The organism is Flaviaestuariibacter amylovorans (assembly GCF_039541815.1).
Classification (GTDB): domain Bacteria; phylum Bacteroidota; class Bacteroidia; order Chitinophagales; family Chitinophagaceae; genus Flavisolibacter; species Flavisolibacter amylovorans.
The window spans coordinates 881,355-899,578 of the sequence record NZ_BAABGY010000007.1; the positions used below are offsets into that span (position 1 = coordinate 881,355).

Genomic DNA, 18,224 nt, shown 5'->3' on the forward strand with positions numbered 1-18,224 from the left:
AGTGCCGGAAGCAAATTATCGATTCTTCGGGTGCCAACCGGGGGTCATTGGGTGCAGTGTGGTGGTGAAACAGGTCGGACTCCAGCCAACAGTGCCTCCAGGTGCCGGGAAGCGATGGTGCGGCTGTACATTAGTGCACAATAACCGGCTAATGAAACGACTGCTGCTTTCCGCCTCGGCCCTGCTCTTCGTACATGTTCTTGCCGCACAGGACCTCACGGTGCCGCTCTACCCTTCCGGCGCGGTACCAAACTACGTGGCCAGCGGCGAGCGCGAGCGCCGCGACAGCAGCGACATCCACTACGTGTCGCTGGTGCAAACACCCGAAGTCGCGGTATATCTTCCTTCCAAGCGCAGTGCCACCGGCACGGCCGTCATCATCTGCCCCGGCGGCGGCTACGGCCGCCTTGCCTACAGCTGGGAAGGAACGGATCCGGCGCGCTTCTTCGCCTCCCGCGGCATTGCCGCCATCGTGCTCAAGTACCGGCTGCCCAATTCGAAAAGCGTTACCGTACGCCACGAAACGCCCCTGCTCGATGCGCAGCGGGCCATCCGCCTCGTGCGGGCCAACGCGGCACGTTGGAACATCCGCCCCGACCGTATCGGCATCATGGGCTTCTCCGCCGGCGGCCATCTCGCTTCCACGGCCCTCACCCGCTTCGATGCGGGCGATGTGGCTTCCGGGGATAGCGTTGCGCGCCAAAGCGCGCGCCCCGACTTCGGCGTGCTGGTGTATCCGGTGATCACCCTGAGTAAGCCGGTGCTGCACAAAGGCTCGCGCGATAACCTCCTGGGCACTCCCACCGACACGGCCCTGACGCTGCGCTACTCCAGCGAGCTGCAGGTGACCAGAGAAACGCCTCCCGTCTTCCTGGTACATGCCTTGGACGACAAGAGCGTGCCGATGGAAAACAGCCTCCTGTTTTTCACCGCGCTTAAAGACAATGGCGTGAGCGGCGAGTTGCACGTGTTCCCAAAGGGCGGGCACGGCTTCGGAATGGGTACCGGCAAAGGCGCGGCCGAAGGGTGGACGACACTTTGCCTGGAGTGGATGCGCGGACTTTATCAACAGACCCATTAAGTTTGAACGACAAACCCGGCCCTATGACCGACTATTACCTTTCCGCTTACCGGATGGAGCAAACGATGCGCTGGTTCGGTCCCAACGACCCGGTAAGCCTGTGGGACATCCGCCAGGCAGGCTGCACCGGAGTGGTGACGGCCCTGCACCATATTCCTGTGGGCGACGTCTGGCCAACCGAGGAAATACGGAAGCGCAAAGCGGAAGTGGAAGCAGCCGGCCTGACGTGGACCGTCATCGAAAGCCTGCCCGTGAGCGAGGACATCAAGAAACGCTCTGGCGACTATTTAGCGCATATCGAGCACTACAAGATCAGCCTGCGCAACGTTGCCGCCGAAGGACTAAAAGTGGTCACTTACAACTTCATGCCCATCCTCGACTGGATGCGGACCGACGTCTCCTTTGAAATGCCTGACGGGAGCCGCGCGCTCTACTTCGAGAAGGCAGCTTTTATTGCGTTCGACCTCTTCCTGCTGAAGCGTCCCGGTGCCGAATCCGATTATACCGAAGCGGAACGGGAAAGCGCGCGCCGCCGTTTTGCGGTGATGAGCGACACGGAAAAAGAGACGCTGTACCGCAATGCGCTGCTGGGGCTGCCGGGATCGGAGGAGCGCTTTACCGAGGAGCAGATCCTGGCGGCGCTCCGCACCTACGAGGGTATCGACGCAGCGCGCCTGCGGGAACACCTGATCAGCTTCCTGCGGGAAGTGGCACCGGTGGCCGATGAAGCCGGCCTGAAACTCGCCATTCACCCCGACGACCCGCCGTACGGAATCCTCGGGCTGCCGCGAATCGTGAGCACCGAGGCCGATGTGCAAGCGCTCTTCGATGCCGTGCCGGCAGCCGCCAATGGGCTGTGCTTCTGCACCGGCTCCTTCGGTGCGCGCCCCGACAACGACCTTGCGGGCATGGTGCAGCGCCTCGGCAACCGCATCCATTTCCTGCACCTGCGCAACACGAAGCGCGACCCGGAGGGTAATTTTTACGAGGCCGATCACCTCGGGGGCGACGCCGATATGTATGCCGTGGTAAAAGAGCTGGTACACCTCATGCAGCGCCGGCGCGTGTCCCTCCCGATGCGTCCCGACCACGGGCACCAGATGCTCGACGACCTGAAGAAAAAGACCTACCCGGGCTACAGCGCCATCGGGCGCCTGCGCGGGCTTGCCGAGCTGCGGGGCCTTGAGCTGGGCATCGCACGCGCGCTTGGCGAAAACAATGGACTGCTTCCGATTTAAAAAAGATCGTCGCGACAACGAGCAAGGGAAACACTCCCGTATTTCTACGATCGGCAGCATCGTTGCAGTTATTTTTTTGCTGGTGCGCACCGGATGCTTTTATATTTGCCCCGTGAAGCACAATCTCTATACATCGTTCTGTTTCTGGTATCGCAGGTACCCGGTCGGAGCTATGTGTGTATAGGTGAACCCTCATAAAGACATTGAGCCCCGACGGTATCGTCGGGGCTTTTTTTTGTTTGGTGCCCTAGCAAAGATGGTCTATGCGCCGGTTTGAAAAACCGGAGATCGCGGCTCGATACCGCGGGGCACCACCATCACCGGGAGTGATGCTCGAATGGTCAGGCGCCGGACTGTAAATCCGGTAACCCACAGCGGTCGGAGGTTCGATTCCTCCCGCTCCCACCCAGCTTGCAACGCTGCGTAGCGGCAGCTTCGTGCAAGCAACACGCGGGTTTAGTGTAACGGTAGCACAGCAGTCTCCAAAACTGCCCGTGCAGGTTCGAATCCTGCAACCCGTGCCTTTGCGTCCGTAGCCAAGCGGTACCGCAGAAGTTTGCAAAACTTCCACGCGGCGGTTCGATTCCGCCCGGACGCTCCCCAATGATGCAGCGATTGCGGCCGGCCTCGCCCGGATGGGCACAAAAAAGCCGCCCGAAGGCGGCCTAATAGTGGAGGTGACCGGGATCGAACCGGTGTCCAAACAGGATTTCCAAAAGCTTTCTACATGCTTATTCCTCGGATTATTTGTCGGGTATGTGCAGGACCAGGACGAACCAACACACACCTTAGCTGGATGATCTTAAGCTACCGGCACAGCCTGTGGCAGCAGCATCCTCCATTTCTTTTGAGTCGGCGGTGGCACTTGGTAAGAGGCGAACCCGTGCGACGGCCCTAATGACTGCTAAATCACTGATTAGGCAGCCATGGCATACTGAGTATTGCCATTTATGGTTTGAGTATTCAGATTATCGGGCTAATTACACAACGCCCGGCATGCTTACACTTTCAAAGATCGCTGCTGTCAAAACCAAACACCCCCGTTTTGGGTTGCTGTGTACAGCAGGTACAAACCTACGACAATCGATCTTAATGCTTTGTAAAGTTTCTTGGCGGGAATCGGCAATCGGCAATCCGCGATGCGCGGAAAAAACAACGGATGCCAAAGGCATCCGTTGCTCTGTTATCGGCGTCAGCTATTGCCGATTCCCGATTGCCGATTCCCGATTGCCGATTCCCGATTGCCGATTGCCGCATCTATTTCTTAAAGAAATACCGCCACACATCCAGCCCCAGCGCGAGGGCCATCAGGCCCAGGAGCAGCACCATGCCCACGATCTGCGCGTACTCCATGAACTTCTCCCCGGGCTTCCGGCCGGTGATCATCTCGTAGAGCGTGAACAGCGCGTGCCCACCGTCGAGCGCGGGAATCGGCAGGATATTCATGAAGGCGAGGATGATCGAGAAGAAGGCCGTCAGCGTCCAGAAGCTCTGCCAGTCCCATTGGCCCGGGAACACGGAGCCGAAGGAGAAAATGGAGCCGAGCGAGTCCTGCACCTTAGCCTTGCCGGTAAACAGCTGGCGGAGCCCGGTCATATACATCTTCAGGGTGTTCCAGCAGCGGGTAAAGCCCATGGGGATCGACTCCGCGAAGGTGTACTCCTTCACTTCGGTTTTAAAGCCCAGCTTCTCCATATCGGTCACCACCTTGATGCCGATGCGGCCGTCCTTGTTCACGGGCATCTGCAGCGTCATCGGCTGGCCGGCCCGCTCAATGCGGAGCGGCACCGTGCGGCCCTTGTAGTTGACGATCGTGCGCATGAAGTCCTGGTAGTACGGGGTCTCCACGGTATCGATGCCCACAATGCGGTCGCCCTTGCGGAGACCGGCCTTTTCGGCGCTGTATTCCTTTTCGGAGGAGAGTTCGTCTACATAGCCCGGCACGCGCACGAAGGCGAAGTCGCCGCCGCGGCTCGAGTTGAGGGCCGGGATGAGGCTTTCCGGGATGGGCAGCTGCTGCTCGGCGCCGTTGCGCAGCACGGTGATGTGCTTCGCTTCCTGCGTGGCGATCTGCATGGGCACCTTCATCTCGTCCTTCACGGGGTTGCCGTTGATCTTCGTTACGATGTCGCCGTCCTGCAGGCCAACGGCGCGGCCCAAGGAATCCACGGCGAGGCCGTAGCGGGCGTTCTGCGGCGGCAGGTACTCGTCGCCCCACTTCCAGGTAATGCCGATAAAGATGATAATGGCGAGGATCACGTTGACGGTAACGCCGCCCAGCATGATGATGAGGCGCTGCCAGGCCGGCTTGGAGCGGAACTCCCAGGGCTCGGCGGGCTTGCCCATCTGCTCCTTGTCCATGCTCTCGTCGATCATCCCGGAGATCTTGACGTAGCCGCCGAAGGGCACCCAGCCAAGTCCGTACTCCGTCTCACCCACTTTTTTCTTGAAGAGGGAGAACCAGGGATTGAAGAACAGGTAGAACTTCTCCACGCGGCAGCCGAACCACTTCGCCGGCAGAAAATGCCCAAGCTCGTGCAGCACCACCAGGATGGAGAAGGAAAGGATCAGCTGCCCGGCCTTGACGAGGATGGGCGGCCATACGAAAGCAAGTAAAGTAAGCATCCGTTAATTATGCGGGTTTAAGTCAGGGCGACAAATATCCTGATTATTGGGTGCCGAAGGCCAACCGCCGGAGTAAAATAGGTAAAGAATAACAGCCCATCCCCGGCCCATCCCCCAGCCCCTTCCCAAAAGGAAGGGGAGCTTGGGTTCCCAAAGATGAAAAATCAGCGTGAATTCAGGGGGCACCAAGGTGCATCCGTTGCAGGCGGTTTACATGATTTCATAGGTCTAGCAAGACCTACTGACCCAACTATTCTGAATGCACGCGAAAGGTGCAGGTCCGCAGCAGGACAGGACAGCCGCACATATACCCATTACCCCATTAGCACATTAACCCATTAGCACATTGCTCACAGCTTGATCAGGTCGGCGGCGAGGTGACGCGCTTCGCCGTCGGAGGCGTAATATTCCTCGATGTTGGGACGCTCGATGAAGGGCACTTTCTGCATCGTTTCCTCGATTACGTCGGTCATTTCCAGGAAGCCCAGCTTGTTCTTCAGGAAGGCCCACACGGCGATCTCGTTGGCCGCGTTGAGCACGCAGGGCAGGTTGCCGCCTTTCTTCAGGGCGTCGATGGCGAGCGTGAGGTTGCGGAAGGTGCGGTAGTCGGGCTCGTCGAAATTGAGCGTGTTGAACTTGCGGAAGTCGCAGCGCGGGAAGGCGTTGCGCACGCGGTTCGGGAAGGCGAGCGCATACTGGATCGGGAGCTTCATGTCGGGCAGGCCCATCTGCGCCTTGATGGAGCCGTCCTCGAACTGCACCATCGAATGCACCACGCTTTGCGGGTGAATGAGTACCTGGATCTGTTCCGGCTTCAGGTTGAAGAGCCACTTCGCCTCGATCATCTCGAGGCCCTTGTTCATGAGCGTAGCCGAGTCCACCGAGATCTTGGCGCCCATGTTCCAGTTGGGGTGCTGCAGGGCGTGCTCACGCTTTACGTTCACGAGGTAGTTGGTCTTGCGCCCGAGGAAGGGACCGCCCGACGCCGTGAGAATGACCTTCTCGATCGGGTTGCGGGCCTCTCCTACCAGGCACTGGAAGATGGCCGAGTGCTCGGAGTCGACGGGGATGACCGGCACGCGGTGCTCGAGGGCGGCCTGCATCACGATGTCGCCGGCCACCACCAACGTTTCTTTATTTGCCAGCGCGATGGCCTTGCCGGCGCGGATGGCGGCGAGCGTCGGCTTCAGTCCGGCATAGCCCACGATGGCCGCGAGCATGAGGTCGTATACATCCATGGCCGCCACCTCCTCGAGGGCCGCCGCCCCGGCAAACACCTTGGTGTCGGTGGCCGCGAGGGCATCCTTCACCTTCATGTACTTGCTGTCGTCGGTGATGACCACGATGTTGGGGCAAAACTTCAGGGCCTGCTCCACGAGCAGTTCGTCGTTGCCGTTGCAGGTGAGCACTTCCACCGAGAACAGGTCGGGATGGGCGGCGATCACCTCCAGGGCCTGGGTGCCGATGGAGCCGGTGGAGCCGTATATAGCAATGCGTTTAACGGGAGGGGTATTCATTGTTGGACGGTGGTCAAAAGTAGGGAGATTAGGTCTATTGGTTTATTTGTCTATTGGTTTATTAGTCATGAACTACAGAGCTAGGTCGCTTACGGGTAGCAGTGGTTCGGATTGGTGCTCCCGAAAGGAGGTACCAATAAACAATACCAATAAACAGCCCGCAGGGCTACACCTTCCACTTCACTAACTCGTCGGCGATCTTGCGGTCGTTGGAGAGGCGGGGCACCTTGTTCTGACCACCCAGCTTGCCGATGGAGCGCATGTATTCGATAAATCCATTCTTCCTGAGTGCCGTGATGCGCAGGGGCTGGAGGATGGCGCCGCGGACCAGGTCGTCGTAATAGATGTTCTTCGTGCGCAGGTTTTCGTCCACCTTGATCGCGAAGGCTTCCATGTCGGATGGTGCCTGCTCAAATTCAACGAACCATTCGTGGTAGCTCCTTCCCTCGCCCTGCTGCACCATGGGCGCCACGGTGAACTCGGTGATGCGCACGCCGTCTTCCTGCGCCGCCTTCAGCAAACTCTGTTCCACTTCTTCTCCGATGACGTGCTCGCCAAAAGCCGATATGTAATGCTTGGTGCGCCCGGTGACCACGATGCGGTACGGATTCAGGCTTACGAACTTGATGGTGTCGCCGATGTTGTAGGCCCACAAACCCGCGTTGTTGCTGATGATCAGGGCATAGTTGACGCCCACTTCCACGTCGCGGAGCGTGAGGCGCGTCGGGTGCTCGTCGAAGATCTCGCCGGCCGGCACGAACTCGAAAAAAATTCCGCTGTCGGTGTTCAGCAGCAGTCCCTCGGCATTCTGCGAATCCTGGAAGGCGAAGAATCCCTCGGAGGCCGGGAAGGTCTCGATGCTGTGTACGGGACCGCCGATCGACTCAAACAGCTTCGCTTTATAGGGCTCGAAGTTGACGCCGCCGTGCACGAGCACCGAGAAATTCGGGAACAGCTCGCGGATCGGCTTGCCGCTCTCGGCGCGGAGCCGGTCGAAATACATCTGCATCCACGGCGGGATGCCGGAGATAAGACGCATGTCCTGCTGGATCGTTTCCTTCACGATGGCCGACAGCTTCGTTTCCCAGTCTTCGATGCAGTTCGTCTCATAGCCCGGAAGCTGGTTGGTGCGCAGGTATTTCGGAACGTGGTGGTTCACGATGCCGGAGAGGCGCCCGGTGGGGATGCCGCCCACGCGCTCCAGTTCGGGGGAGCCGGAGAGGAAGATCAGCTTGCCGTCGGCAAAGGCGGTATTCCCGGTTTCGGCCATATACACAAGGAGGGCGTTGCGGGCCGTATTGATATGGTTCGGGATCGACTCGTGGGTGATCGGGATATACTTGACGCCGGAGGTGGTGCCGGAGGTCTTGGCGAAGTATATGGGCTGTCCTTTCCAAAGTACGTTGTGGCGGCCCGCCTTGATCTTTTCGATATACGGGCGGAAGGCCTCGTAATCGCGGATCGGCACCGCCTGGCGGAAGGAGGCCGGGTCGTTGACCTCGAGCAGCTTGTGGTCGCGCCCGAAGTCGGTGCTGCGGGCAGTGCGGATCAGGCTTTTGAAGACCGCGTCCTGGTCGGCCAGGGCGGTGGTCATCCCCTTCCGGATGCGGCTTTGGATATAGGAAGCGAACGGCTTGGCCAGTAAGGATTTGAGCTTCATGGGAGCTGAATGGGTTATTGCCGCCGCCGGAACGGTCGCTGGGGAAGGCAAGCGGCTGGCGGCAAATATAGCTTTTAAACAAGGGCCGGTCCGGCGCGTCAGGTGGTATGCAAGGCAAAATTCGGTAGCAGAAAGGCAAAAAGAGGCGTTAAATGCGGCCAAATGGCGCTCTGGAAGGCGGAATTTCGACTTTTTACTTTTTACTTCTGACTTTATTCCCTACCTTTGCCCACCTAATTTTTGAACCGTTATGTTCGCAATTGTATCCATAGCCGGCAAGCAATTCAAGGTCGAGAAAGACCAGACGCTGTATGTTCCCCATATCGCGGGTAATGCTGGTGATAAAGTAGAGTTCGGTGATGTTATCATGGCCGACAACAATGGCAACCTCTCTTTTGCCAAGTCCGTAACCGTGAAAGTGCAGGCCGAGATCATCGACCACGTGAAGGGCGACAAGGTGATTGCGTACAAGCAGAAGCGCCGCAAGGGCTTCCGCAAGAAGCACGGTCACCGCACGCACTACACGAAGATCCGCATCGCCGATATCGCGTAAGTGCTGCATCGCTCAAACCTGAAATCTAAACTCTCAAATTTCAAATCTAATTCATCATGGCACATAAGAAAGGTGAAGGTTCCGTAAAGAACGGCCGCGACTCCCAGAGCAAGCGCCTGGGCGTAAAGATCTTCGGTGGTCAGCCCGCCATCTCCGGCAACATCATCGTACGTCAGCGCGGTACGGTTTACCATCCCGGTAAGAACGTAGGCGTTGGTAAAGACTGGACGCTGTTCGCGCTTACCGACGGTGTTGTAGAATTCCGGAAGGGTCGCAACGATCGTACGATGGTTTCCGTTACGGAAGCACAGGCCTGATTTTGTGGATTAGTGGTTAGTAAAAATTGGTTGGGTAGTTAAAATTTTGGCATTAATTTTACTACCGATAGTTTTATTCACTAACCATTAAATTCTACAAACATGGCAACAGCAAAAAAAGCAGCTCCGAAAAAAGCTGCCGCTAAAAAAGCAGCCGCACCCAAGAAGGCCGCTTCCGCCAAAAAAGCAGCAGCTCCGAAAAAAGCAGCCGCTAAAAAAGCAGCCCCCGCTAAGAAAGCTGCAGCTCCGAAAAAAGCTGCCGCTGCTAAGAAGGCTGCTCCCGCTAAGAAAGCCGCAGCCCCCAAGAAGGCCGCAGCTAAAAAGTCCAGCGGTGGCGCAACGGCTAAGAAAGCCGCTTCTAAGAAGTAAGCTACTTCTGAAATTGTATACAAAACCCGCTCTCCGAGCGGGTTTTTTGTTTATTGGTCTATGGGTAATTGCTACCAACAGATCACCCTTTGCCCCCGAAATTTCATGTTTGTCAGCGCTGTTGCCTTGTCGAACGTAAGCCGCGTCGCGTCGTGAAGACTGCCCGCATCGAAACGACCCTTACCAATAAACAAATAGACCAATAGACTAATAAACGCTCTCTCCTATCTTGCACGCATGGATAACTACGAACTCGCCGAGCAATTCTCGCTGCTGGCCCGCCTGATGGACATCCACGGAGAGAATCCGTTCAAAAGCAAAAGCTACGCGTCGGCCGCTTTCGCGCTGGAAAAGTATCCTCAGAATGTGGCGGAGCTGCCGGCAGAAAAAATCCATGCCATCAAAGGCATCGGCGCAAGTGCCGGCAGCAAGGTCACCGAGTTGCTCCAGACCGGCTCCCTCGGCGTGCTGCAGGAACTCACCGAACGCACACCACCGGGCGTGCTCGAGATGATGGCCATCAAAGGACTCGGACCCAAAAAGATCCACACGCTCTGGAAGGAGCTCGGTATCGATACGCTCGACGAGCTCTCCGCCGCCTGCCACGAAGGACGCATCGCCGCCACCAAAGGCTTCGGCGACAAGACCGCCGAAAAGATCATCGAGGGCATCCAGTTCCACCGGCAAAACGCCGGTAACTTCCTCTACGCGCAACTCGAGCCGTTGGCAGAAGCGCTCACGCAAAAACTACAGGCACAATTCCCCGGCAGCCGCACCGAGCTCACCGGTCCGTTTCGCCGCCAGTGCGAAGTGATGAATGCACTCGACTGGGTGACTACGATCCCCGCCGCACAGCTGGAAAGCTTCCTGGGTGAAGAGGCACTCACCCGCACCGCCACTGCCGAACACATGATGGAGTTCAGGAGCGCCGAAGGACTCCTGCTTCGCTTTCACCTTTCCAACGACGCCGCCTTCATCGACACCCTGTTCCGGAACAACGGCAGCGATGCCTTTTTGCAGTCATGGCAAAGCGCGGGCAAGAGCACCGCGGGCGATAGCGAGGAAGCGGTCTTCGCAGCGGCCGGCCTCCCCTACGTCCCGCCTTACCTGCGTGAAAAAGCCGACGTCCTGGAGCGCGTGCAGCGGGCCGGCGTTCCCGCCCCGATCGGGGTTTCCGACATCCGTGGGCTGATCCACTCGCACAGTAACTGGAGCGACGGCGCACATACGATCGAGGAGATGGCGCGTGAGCTGATCGGCCTCGGCTTCGAGTACCTCGTGCTTTCCGACCACTCGAAAGCGGCGTATTACGCCAACGGGCTCGACGAGGAGCGCATCCGCCGGCAGCACGCCGAGATCGATGCGCTCAACGGGAAGCTGGCACCTTTTAAGATCTACAAGAGCATCGAGTGCGATATCCTCGGCGACGGCACCATGGACTACTCCGACGAAGTGCTGGCCTCCTTCGACCTCGTGATCGCCTCCATACACAGCAACCTGGATATGACCCCGGAGAAGGCCATGATGCGCCTGATGGGCGCCATCACGAATCCGTATGTTACCATCATGGGCCACCTCACGGGCCGGCTCCTGGCACGCCGCAAAGGCTATCCCGTGGACCACGAAGCCATCATCGAAGCCTGCGCCCGACATAACGTCGTTATCGAGATCAACTCGAGCCCGTCGCGCCTGGACATGGACTGGCGCTTTATCGACGCTGCCCTCGACCGCGGTGTCCTGCTCTCCATCAACCCCGACGCCCACAGCTTCGAGGACTTTCACAACCTGAAGTACGGCGTCAAGGTGGCGCAAAAAAGCGGACTGACGCCCGCGCGCAACCTGAGCTCCTTTTCGCGCGCTGAGTTCGAAGCCTTCCTGCAGCAACACAAAGCGGCCCGCCGCGGCGCCTCGGTATAACGAAGCGTCGCTAACCAGCAGCCCTCCTATGCCCGAAACGATCGACACGTATTACCCGCAAAACGAGCTGCTGCAACAGCACGTGGCCTACTACTATTTCCTGTCGACGGATGGGCCGGATTATCATATCCACTTTCACGTATACCCGCAGCTGCAGGTGCCGGTCACGATCCATCGCTTTGCGGAATTCGCGCACACCGGTAAAACGGCCCACGTGCGGGGAAGCACAGCGCAACGGCACCTTACCCTGTGCAACGGCCTGCTCCGGGGCCCGCTCGAGGCCAGCATCAGCGGCCTGCAAAACCGGGTCACCGTCGTATTCCAGCCTCTCGGGATCAACCACTTCATCGAAGCTCCCTACAACTCCCTGATCGGCCGCAGCATCCAGCCCTTCACCGGTTGGGATGGCCAGGCCTACGACGCCTTCCTGGAAGCCTTTTTCGACGGGTCAACGCACAGGGAGCAGTTGAAGCTGCTGGAAGTCTTCCTGCTGTGCCGCTACCGGCCGTTGCCCCGGGCCGACGTGCTGCGGCAGGCCATGGCACTGCTGACGGATTTTGACGACGAGCGCAGCGTGGCACAGGTGGCAGCAGCCTGTGCGGTCAGCGAGCGCACCCTCAGCCGCCTCTTTCAATCCTGGCTTTCGGCTTCACCGGTGCAGGTGCGCAAGATCGCCCGCTTCCGGCGCACGATGGCCTTGCGGCAGGCGCCCGGGCAAAGCTCACTTACCGACGTGGCGCACCGGGGAAGCTACTACGACCAGAGCCACCTGATCGGCGACTACCACGAGCTGACCGGGATGCGCCCGGCGTACTTCTTCAAGACGATCCGTGCGGCCGCCGATGGACAGGTGCTGATGCGGGTGCTCGAGTGATTGGCCGAAAAATACAATTCGGGACGGGCTACACGCCGCAGCTTTGCATCTATGAAAAAGAGCGCATTACTGTGGCTTGCACTGATGGGTTGCCTTCCTGGCTTTGCGCAACTGCACCGCGACACAGCAGAACGACGACTCCGCGAGTACTTCACCGCATTGACCGCGTTGCGCCAGTTCAACGGGAATGTGCTGATCGCCGACTCGAACGAAGTGCTGCTGCGCGCCTCGTTCAACCTGGCGCCCGGCCGCGACAGCCTTTCCGTGCAACCCGACAGCCGCTTTATCATCGCGTCCGTGTCGAAGGTATTCGTGAAGTACGCCATCCTGCTGCTCGAGGAGGAAGGACGACTCAGACGAAGCGACAAGCTGGCGCGCTATATTCCGGATTTTCCAAAGGGCAACCGGATCAGCATCGGCCACCTCATGGAGCACCGCTCGGGACTGCCGCGCGAGCTTGCCGGCCATGAGCGCTTCGATTCGCCTTCGCTGCGGCAGGTGGCGCGGCTCGCAGCCAAAGAGCAACTGCTGTTCGCGCCGGGCACCCAAACCCACTATTCCAATATCGGCTTCAGCCTGCTGCACTACATCATCGACAGGGCGGCGCCCGGTGGATACGCAGCGTACATACAAAGAATGCTCCGCAGGCTGGGCTTACCGGCTACCGGCGAATACAACGGGAGTAAGAAGGTGCCGCACTTTGCCTGGGGCTTCGATAATCAACAAGGAACGATCACCGCTACCCCACCCAAAAGCATCGGGCGTTTTGAAACCGGCAACTACTATTCAACTATCGACGATCTGTATGCCTTCAGCTGCCAGCTCCCAAAGGGAGGCCTGGTGCGCGAAAGCCGCGCCCGCAGCCTGTTTGCGGGCGACTCGCTCCTCGTACAGGCAGGCGGGCGCTCTGGCTACCGTGCGTATTTCTACAAGAACCTGAACACAGGCGTCACCATCCTGTTTACCTGCAACTACACCGACATCCCCATCCAGGAAATGACCGCCGACCTGGTGAACCTCCTTGCCGGGAAGCCCTATTCGGTTCCGGCGCCCATTGACCGGAAGGAAATCGCGTTGCCCGATTCCATCTTAAACCGCTACACCGGTGTATACGTGCTGGAAGCCGACGAAAAGCAAGCACTCACGTTCACGGCCTCTGATGGCGCGCTGTGGGTACAGGACAGTGCCGGGAGCAAGGAGCGGCTGAAAGCCGACAGCGACACGTCCTTCTTCGAAGATCCGCATTCGAAGGACGGCTACTATTACACCTGGAATGCAACCACGAGCACGTACGAGCTCACAATTGTGAGCACCGGCATCCGGCTCAAAACAAAAAAGACCGGAGCGAAGTAAGCGCGATGAATAACCGAACCAGATTATGCTGATGTCGGACTGATTTTACCGGGAACACCGGAGAGAAAGAACGCGGATGGTACGGATTGGGTACGATGAGCGCGGCGTGTACGTCAGGTCGGAGCTGCGCTTCGTAACGTTCTTATGATTTGCCGGTACATAAGATACCCACGCATCACCCCATTACCCCATTACCCCATTACCCCATTATTCCTTCAGCGGCAGCTCCACGAAAAAGCTGGTGCCTTTGCCGCGCTCGGTCTCGAACCAGATGCGGCCGCCGGCCTGCTCCACAATGCTTTTGCTCATGGCGAGGCCGAGGCCCGTGCCCGACGACTTGGTGGTGAAGTTCGGCGTGAAGATCCGGCCCTGCATCTCTTCCGGGATGCCCTCGCCGTTGTCGCGCACCTCCACCCGGATGGTGGTTTCCGTGCGCACCTCGTTCAGCTCCAGGCGGCATTCGTTCTGCGCGCTGCAGGCCTCCACCGCATTCGTCAGCAGGTTGGTGAAGAGGCGGTTCATATGCGTCTTGTCGGCCACGATGCGCGCCGGGCCGTCGGCGCGGTTCCAGGTGAGGGTGATCTTCGGGTTGGTGGCGTGCAGGTCCTGAAGGCCCATCAGCACCTCGTGCAGGTCGAATTCCTCGAGGTTGCGGTTGCCGATATTGGCGAAGCGCGCGAAGTCGGACGAGATCTTGGCGAGGTGGTCGATCTGCTCGATCAGCGTTTTCGTGACGCTCGTGGTCAGGGCCTCCACGTTGGGCTGCTGCGTGGCTACGGCGCGTTGCAGGTACTGGATGCTCAGCTTCATCGGCGTAAGCGGGTTCTTGATCTCGTGCGCCACCTGCCGGGCCATCTCGCGCCAGGCGCCCTCGCGCTCGCTCCGGGCCAGGGCATCGGCGCTTTCCTCGAGCTGCCGCACCATCTTGTTGTATTGCTGCACCAGCTCACCGATCTCATCGTTGCGGTGCCACTCGATCTCCTCGTTGCGTCGGCCGAGCGAGATGTCGCGCATCTTCTCCCCGATCAGCGAAAAGGAGCGCGTGATGCGGTTGGTGATGATGAGCGCGATGATACCTGCAATGAGGAAGATGAAGGCGTTGAGGTTGATGATCGTGACGAGAAAGTTGGAGATCTCCTGGTTCACGTCGATCTGCGAGAGGAAGTACGGGATGTTGAGGTAGGCATACACCTCTCCTTTCTCGTTGCGGATGGCGGCGTAGATGCTGAGGTAGCGCAGCGAACTGAGGCGCTCTTCCTGCACATATTGCACCTCGCGCAGCCGGTTGAGGTGGTGGTAGGCCACCGGGTGCATCCGGGTGCTGAGCAGTCCGCGCTTGTATACCTCGGGCTCCGACGATACCCGCAGGTCGCCCGAAGGATCGTACAGGTTTACGTCCACGTTGTGGATCTCCGCGATCTCGTTGATGAGGCGCTGCAGGCTGAGGCTCCCGGTCGAATCCACGGCCTGCACCCCATCCATGAGGCTGGTGCCGGTGAGCACCCGCTGCTGCATCTCGCGCACCACGATGCCGGCGGTGCGGCTGAGGCGGTCGATGTTATTGCGCTGGTAGCGCGCGATGAAGAAGGAGATGGTGGCGACGCCGATCACCAGGAAGGAAAAGATCGAGATGAAGATAATGGTGCCGTGCACCTGCGTGCGGATGTTGAGCTGCCAGAACGGAAGCCCGCGCCAATTTTCGCTGTGGCGCAGCAGCAGCGTCACGAGCCGCAGCACCGACACCAGGAACAGGAAGGCGCAGAACAGGTACGAGAACAGCGTAATGCTCTCGATCAGCGTATCGCGCTTCTTGGCGATCACCACCACCTTGCTGCTGCTGGCACGGTACCAGAGCTCGTCGTAGTCGGGGGTGATGCGCCGCTCGAACTCGGTCAGGGGGATGTCGGCGCCCGTAAGGTTGATCTTGAACGAGTATTTGCTGCTCGAGCCCACCAGGAGCCGGTTCTTGTAGATGGCATAGATCGGTGAGCGCTCCTCGTCCGACTCGTTGATCCGCCGGAACAGCTCGGGATACAGGGCCTCGGAGTTGTATTTACGCGGTGTGCTCACGATGAAGAACGTACCGATCACGCCCAGCGAGTCGGTCACGTTGCGCTTCGTGATATAGGTAAACTGGTCGAAGGAGGTCTCAAAGTACGAGAGGTCGGGAACGCCGGTGGGCTTGCTTTGTACCGTGAACAGGTTGTTGAGTTCCCCGTAGGTGACCGGGTCGGGGTTGTTGACCGGGTTGTTGGCGCCATCGAACACGAAGATGCGCGTCTGGTACTTGTTGAGGTAGCCCGTGATATTCTCACTGATGATGGAGTCGCGGAGCAGGTTGCTTTCGGTGGGGCGGAAAAAGCGCCTGAAGTTGCCCCGCAGGAAGTCGTTGTCGAGATAGGCCAGCGCGATGCTGAGCGTGCGCTCGCCGGTAGGCTCGGTGAGCTCGTGGTACTTTTCGGCGATGGCCTTGCGCATCCGGAGCTCCTTCTCCCGGTTCTCGCCGAGGATGATGATGGCCAGCGAGATCGAGAACACGAAGATCCAGAACAGCACACCCGCCATCGTAATGCGGAAGCGGTTCACGAGGAACTGCTCTCGGCTCACGAGCAGCGTGTAGCAGAGCAGCCACAGCAACACCGGCAGGTGAAACAGTACGATGGCATTGCCGCTCCGCAGGGTCAGGAAGAGGAGGCCGATGCCGGCGAGCCCGAAATAGAGCAGCAGCATGCGGCCGGCAAAGGCGGGGAAGATGAACCGGTAGAGCACCCGGGTAAAGTAGTAATACGATACGGTGAGCAGCGCGAGCTCGACAAAGCCCACCACCGTGAACACGTCGAGGCTGAAGAAGTAGGTAACGTTGAAGGAGATGCTGGAATCGGCCACGAGCGAGCGCACCACGTTGGCGAACTGGAACGTCGTGAACATGAGCACGAACAAAGCGATCACCCCTGCCCAGAGCTTGTACCGGCCCTGCACGACCCTGGGTAACCGTCCCTGCGGCCCCATCTGCCACCAGGTGAACGCGATCAGCCAGCAGGCAAACAGCGTGGAGATGAGCAGGTCGCCAAGGGAGCGGAAAAGCGGGTTGTGGTAGTTGCTGTAAACGGCCGGGTCGAAGAGCGTGAATTGGCGAAACGAAAAGAGCGCCGGCACAAAAAGCAGCAGCACGCGTACGGCTACCAGCACCACCAGCAGGAAGGCGATGCCCCGCAAGGCGCCCCGCTTCCGCGTGACGTCTTCGGCCAGGAAATGAATAAAGGCCAGCAGCAGCAGGAAGGCCATGATGCGTAAGATGGCCGATACGGCGTCGACGCGCGCATCGGGCGAGTGGGGCTTGGCCTCGATGTGAAACAGCGTGAGCGTGCTGCGGTCGCGGATGGCGTAAGGCGTGCGGGTGGCGGCGATACGGATCTTGCGCACCGCGTCGGCATCGTGGGCAAAGCTGGTGCGCAGGTAGCTCGAATGCTGGTAGTCGAAGGTGTACAGAATGGGCACCATGGCGATGGCCGTGATGCTCCGGTTGGCGGCGGGGATCGGCACCGATCGCTTCAGGATGATATAGAAGCCGTTGGGCAGCGATTCGGCATAGTGCCCGTCGTGGCGGCGGATGTCTTTGGCGGTGGGCAGCGAGCGCTGGTTGTTCCAGTACAGCAGCGTGCCCGCGGCGTCGTAGAGATACAGGCCGTACTTCTTCTGCTGCAGGCTGTTGAACTCGGCCTCGGTCTCCTGGCGCAGGGCGAGGCGCTGCACGAGCCCGCGTTCGGCGATCACGGCGGCGAAGTCGGCCTCGGCGCTGTGCAGGTGCTCTTCGATATGGCGCTGCTCGCGCTCCAGCGAAGGCACCTCGTGAAAATACAGGGAGGTAAAGAACGAGAGCAGCAGCAACGCGCCCGCCGTGAACAACAGGGTACGCCGGGGCAGGCGGCTATCGATGCGCCACCGGTTCACGACCGCTCTTTTTTGATTTCGTTCCAGAGCGCGTCCATTTCTTCGAGGGTCATGTCGTTCAGGTTACGGCCTTCGGCGCCGGCTTTTTCTTCCATACGGGTAAAGCGATGGGTAAATTTGTTGTTCGTGACGGCGAGCGCATTCTCGGCGTCCACGCTCAAAAACCGTGCGAAATTCACCAGGGAGAACAGCACATCGCCGAACTCCTCCTCGATCTTTTTCGGGTCGCCACCGCTCCGGGCTTCCTTCAGCTCGCCGAGCTCCTCCTCCACCTTCACCCAGACCTGGTCGGCGTTCTCCCACTCGAAGCCTACCTGCTTTGCCTTCTCCTGCAGCCGCATCGCCTTTACGAGGGCAGGCAAGGTTTTGGGCACACCGGAGAGCACCGACTTTTTGCCCTCCTTCAGCTTGATCTGTTCCCAGTTTCGTTTCACGTCCTCGTCGTTCTCCACCTTGACATCGCCATAAATATGCGGATGCCGCGTCACGAGCTTGTCGCAGATGCCGTTGATCACCTCCTCGAGCGTGAACTGTTGCTGCTCGCGGCCGATGCGGGAGTAAAAGAGGATGTGCAGCAGCAGGTCGCCCAGTTCTTCCCGGATGCCCTTCCAGTCCTCGGCGGTAATGGCGTCGGTGAGCTCGTAGGTTTCCTCGAGCGTCATCTGGCGCAACGTCTGGATGGTTTGCTTGCGGTCCCAGGGGCATTGCTCGCGGAGTTCGTCCATGATGGTCACGAGGCGATCGAAGGCGATTTGTGCGGGCGTCATAA

The 18,224-nt window shown here is 59.2% G+C and carries 13 protein-coding genes, 4 tRNA genes and 1 other RNA gene; 12 read left to right on the plus strand and 6 right to left on the minus strand.

The annotated features are described in order from the left end of the window. Nucleotides 1-151 precede the first annotated feature (151 nt). From ABD937_RS12285 to ABD937_RS12310, 6 genes are all read left to right on the plus strand, one after another. Nucleotides 152-1,081: an alpha/beta hydrolase gene (locus ABD937_RS12285; RefSeq protein ID WP_345256034.1), complete on the plus strand. Its 930-nt coding sequence runs from the start codon at nucleotides 152-154 to the stop codon at nucleotides 1,079-1,081. A 23-nt stretch (nucleotides 1,082-1,104) separates the two neighbouring features. Beyond that, nucleotides 1,105-2,319 (plus strand): mannonate dehydratase, encoded by a 1,215-nt coding sequence (gene uxuA / locus ABD937_RS12290; protein WP_345256035.1) that lies wholly within the window; start codon nucleotides 1,105-1,107, stop codon nucleotides 2,317-2,319. 241 nt (nucleotides 2,320-2,560) lie between these two features. After that, nucleotides 2,561-2,636: transfer RNA gene (locus tag ABD937_RS12295), tRNA-Phe, on the plus strand. Between the two features lie 5 nt (nucleotides 2,637-2,641). Continuing rightward, nucleotides 2,642-2,724, plus strand: a tRNA-Tyr gene (locus tag ABD937_RS12300). Between the two features lie 45 nt (nucleotides 2,725-2,769). Then, nucleotides 2,770-2,840, plus strand: a tRNA-Trp gene (locus tag ABD937_RS12305). 5 nt (nucleotides 2,841-2,845) lie between these two features. Continuing rightward, a tRNA-Cys gene (locus ABD937_RS12310) sits at nucleotides 2,846-2,917 on the plus strand. Between the two features lie 71 nt (nucleotides 2,918-2,988). On the opposite strand, the gene ssrA is transcribed toward ABD937_RS12310, so the two are convergent. The 4 genes from ssrA to ABD937_RS12330 all read right to left on the minus strand — a co-directional run bounded on the left by ssrA (nucleotide 2,989) and on the right by ABD937_RS12330 (nucleotide 8,121). Further along, nucleotides 2,989-3,361, minus strand: a transfer-messenger RNA (tmRNA) gene (ssrA, locus tag ABD937_RS12315). Nucleotides 3,362-3,576: 215 nt separating this feature from the next. Further along, nucleotides 3,577-4,944, minus strand: coding sequence for an RIP metalloprotease RseP (rseP, locus tag ABD937_RS12320; RefSeq protein WP_345256037.1), 1,368 nt, complete (start codon nucleotides 4,942-4,944; stop codon nucleotides 3,577-3,579). A gap of 350 nt (nucleotides 4,945-5,294) precedes the next feature. Continuing rightward, the gene (locus ABD937_RS12325) at nucleotides 5,295-6,461 is read right to left on the minus strand and encodes a 1-deoxy-D-xylulose-5-phosphate reductoisomerase (protein ID WP_345256038.1); all 1,167 of its coding nucleotides are present in this window, start codon (nucleotides 6,459-6,461) and stop codon (nucleotides 5,295-5,297) included. A gap of 166 nt (nucleotides 6,462-6,627) precedes the next feature. Then, complete coding sequence (locus ABD937_RS12330; protein ID WP_345256039.1) at nucleotides 6,628-8,121, minus strand: GH3 auxin-responsive promoter family protein; 1,494 nt, start codon at nucleotides 8,119-8,121, stop codon at nucleotides 6,628-6,630. A 250-nt stretch (nucleotides 8,122-8,371) separates the two neighbouring features. Here ABD937_RS12330 and rplU point away from each other — a divergent pair, with 250 nt between their 5' ends. The 6 genes from rplU (at nucleotide 8,372) to ABD937_RS12360 (ending at nucleotide 13,504) form a co-directional block, all read left to right on the plus strand. Next, on the plus strand, nucleotides 8,372-8,674 hold the full coding sequence (rplU, locus tag ABD937_RS12335; protein WP_345256040.1) for a 50S ribosomal protein L21: 303 nt from the start codon (nucleotides 8,372-8,374) through the stop codon (nucleotides 8,672-8,674). Between the two features lie 56 nt (nucleotides 8,675-8,730). Next, nucleotides 8,731-8,991: a 50S ribosomal protein L27 gene (gene rpmA, locus ABD937_RS12340; protein ID WP_345256041.1), complete on the plus strand. Its 261-nt coding sequence runs from the start codon at nucleotides 8,731-8,733 to the stop codon at nucleotides 8,989-8,991. Nucleotides 8,992-9,093: 102 nt separating this feature from the next. Further along, complete coding sequence (locus ABD937_RS12345) at nucleotides 9,094-9,360, plus strand: hypothetical protein (RefSeq protein WP_345256042.1); 267 nt, start codon at nucleotides 9,094-9,096, stop codon at nucleotides 9,358-9,360. A gap of 237 nt (nucleotides 9,361-9,597) precedes the next feature. After that, the gene (locus ABD937_RS12350) at nucleotides 9,598-11,277 is read left to right on the plus strand and encodes a helix-hairpin-helix domain-containing protein (RefSeq protein ID WP_345256043.1); all 1,680 of its coding nucleotides are present in this window, start codon (nucleotides 9,598-9,600) and stop codon (nucleotides 11,275-11,277) included. A gap of 28 nt (nucleotides 11,278-11,305) precedes the next feature. Continuing rightward, complete coding sequence (locus ABD937_RS12355; protein WP_345256044.1) at nucleotides 11,306-12,151, plus strand: AraC family transcriptional regulator; 846 nt, start codon at nucleotides 11,306-11,308, stop codon at nucleotides 12,149-12,151. Nucleotides 12,152-12,202: 51 nt separating this feature from the next. Beyond that, a complete protein-coding gene (locus tag ABD937_RS12360) occupies nucleotides 12,203-13,504 on the plus strand; it encodes a serine hydrolase domain-containing protein (RefSeq protein ID WP_345256045.1) in 1,302 nt (433 codons plus the stop codon). Between the two features lie 207 nt (nucleotides 13,505-13,711). Here the strand turns inward: ABD937_RS12360 and ABD937_RS12365 are convergent, their stop codons facing one another. Beyond that, nucleotides 13,712-17,455: a sensor histidine kinase gene (locus ABD937_RS12365; RefSeq protein WP_345256046.1), complete on the minus strand. Its 3,744-nt coding sequence runs from the start codon at nucleotides 17,453-17,455 to the stop codon at nucleotides 13,712-13,714. After that, nucleotides 17,452-18,222 (minus strand): nucleoside triphosphate pyrophosphohydrolase, encoded by a 771-nt coding sequence (gene mazG / locus ABD937_RS12370; RefSeq protein WP_345256047.1) that lies wholly within the window; start codon nucleotides 18,220-18,222, stop codon nucleotides 17,452-17,454. Before mazG ends, ABD937_RS12365 begins: the two co-directional genes overlap by 4 nt. Nucleotides 18,223-18,224 lie beyond the last annotated feature (2 nt).

What these genes read in the sequence shown, in the direction of transcription:
- ABD937_RS12285 (WP_345256034.1), top strand. Translation starts at nt 152, where the DNA reads ATGAAACGACTGCTGCTTTCCGCCTCGGCCCTGCTCTTCGTACATGTT.
- uxuA (WP_345256035.1), top strand. Translation starts at nt 1,105, where the DNA reads ATGACCGACTATTACCTTTCCGCTTACCGGATGGAGCAAACGATGCGC.
- rseP (WP_345256037.1), bottom strand. Translation starts at nt 4,944, where the DNA reads ATGCTTACTTTACTTGCTTTCGTATGGCCGCCCATCCTCGTCAAGGCC.
- ABD937_RS12325 (WP_345256038.1), bottom strand. Translation starts at nt 6,461, where the DNA reads ATGAATACCCCTCCCGTTAAACGCATTGCTATATACGGCTCCACCGGC.
- ABD937_RS12330 (WP_345256039.1), bottom strand. Translation starts at nt 8,121, where the DNA reads ATGAAGCTCAAATCCTTACTGGCCAAGCCGTTCGCTTCCTATATCCAA.
- rplU (WP_345256040.1), top strand. Translation starts at nt 8,372, where the DNA reads ATGTTCGCAATTGTATCCATAGCCGGCAAGCAATTCAAGGTCGAGAAA.
- rpmA (WP_345256041.1), top strand. Translation starts at nt 8,731, where the DNA reads ATGGCACATAAGAAAGGTGAAGGTTCCGTAAAGAACGGCCGCGACTCC.
- ABD937_RS12345 (WP_345256042.1), top strand. Translation starts at nt 9,094, where the DNA reads ATGGCAACAGCAAAAAAAGCAGCTCCGAAAAAAGCTGCCGCTAAAAAA.
- ABD937_RS12350 (WP_345256043.1), top strand. Translation starts at nt 9,598, where the DNA reads ATGGATAACTACGAACTCGCCGAGCAATTCTCGCTGCTGGCCCGCCTG.
- ABD937_RS12355 (WP_345256044.1), top strand. Translation starts at nt 11,306, where the DNA reads ATGCCCGAAACGATCGACACGTATTACCCGCAAAACGAGCTGCTGCAA.
- ABD937_RS12360 (WP_345256045.1), top strand. Translation starts at nt 12,203, where the DNA reads ATGAAAAAGAGCGCATTACTGTGGCTTGCACTGATGGGTTGCCTTCCT.
- mazG (WP_345256047.1), bottom strand. Translation starts at nt 18,222, where the DNA reads ATGACGCCCGCACAAATCGCCTTCGATCGCCTCGTGACCATCATGGAC.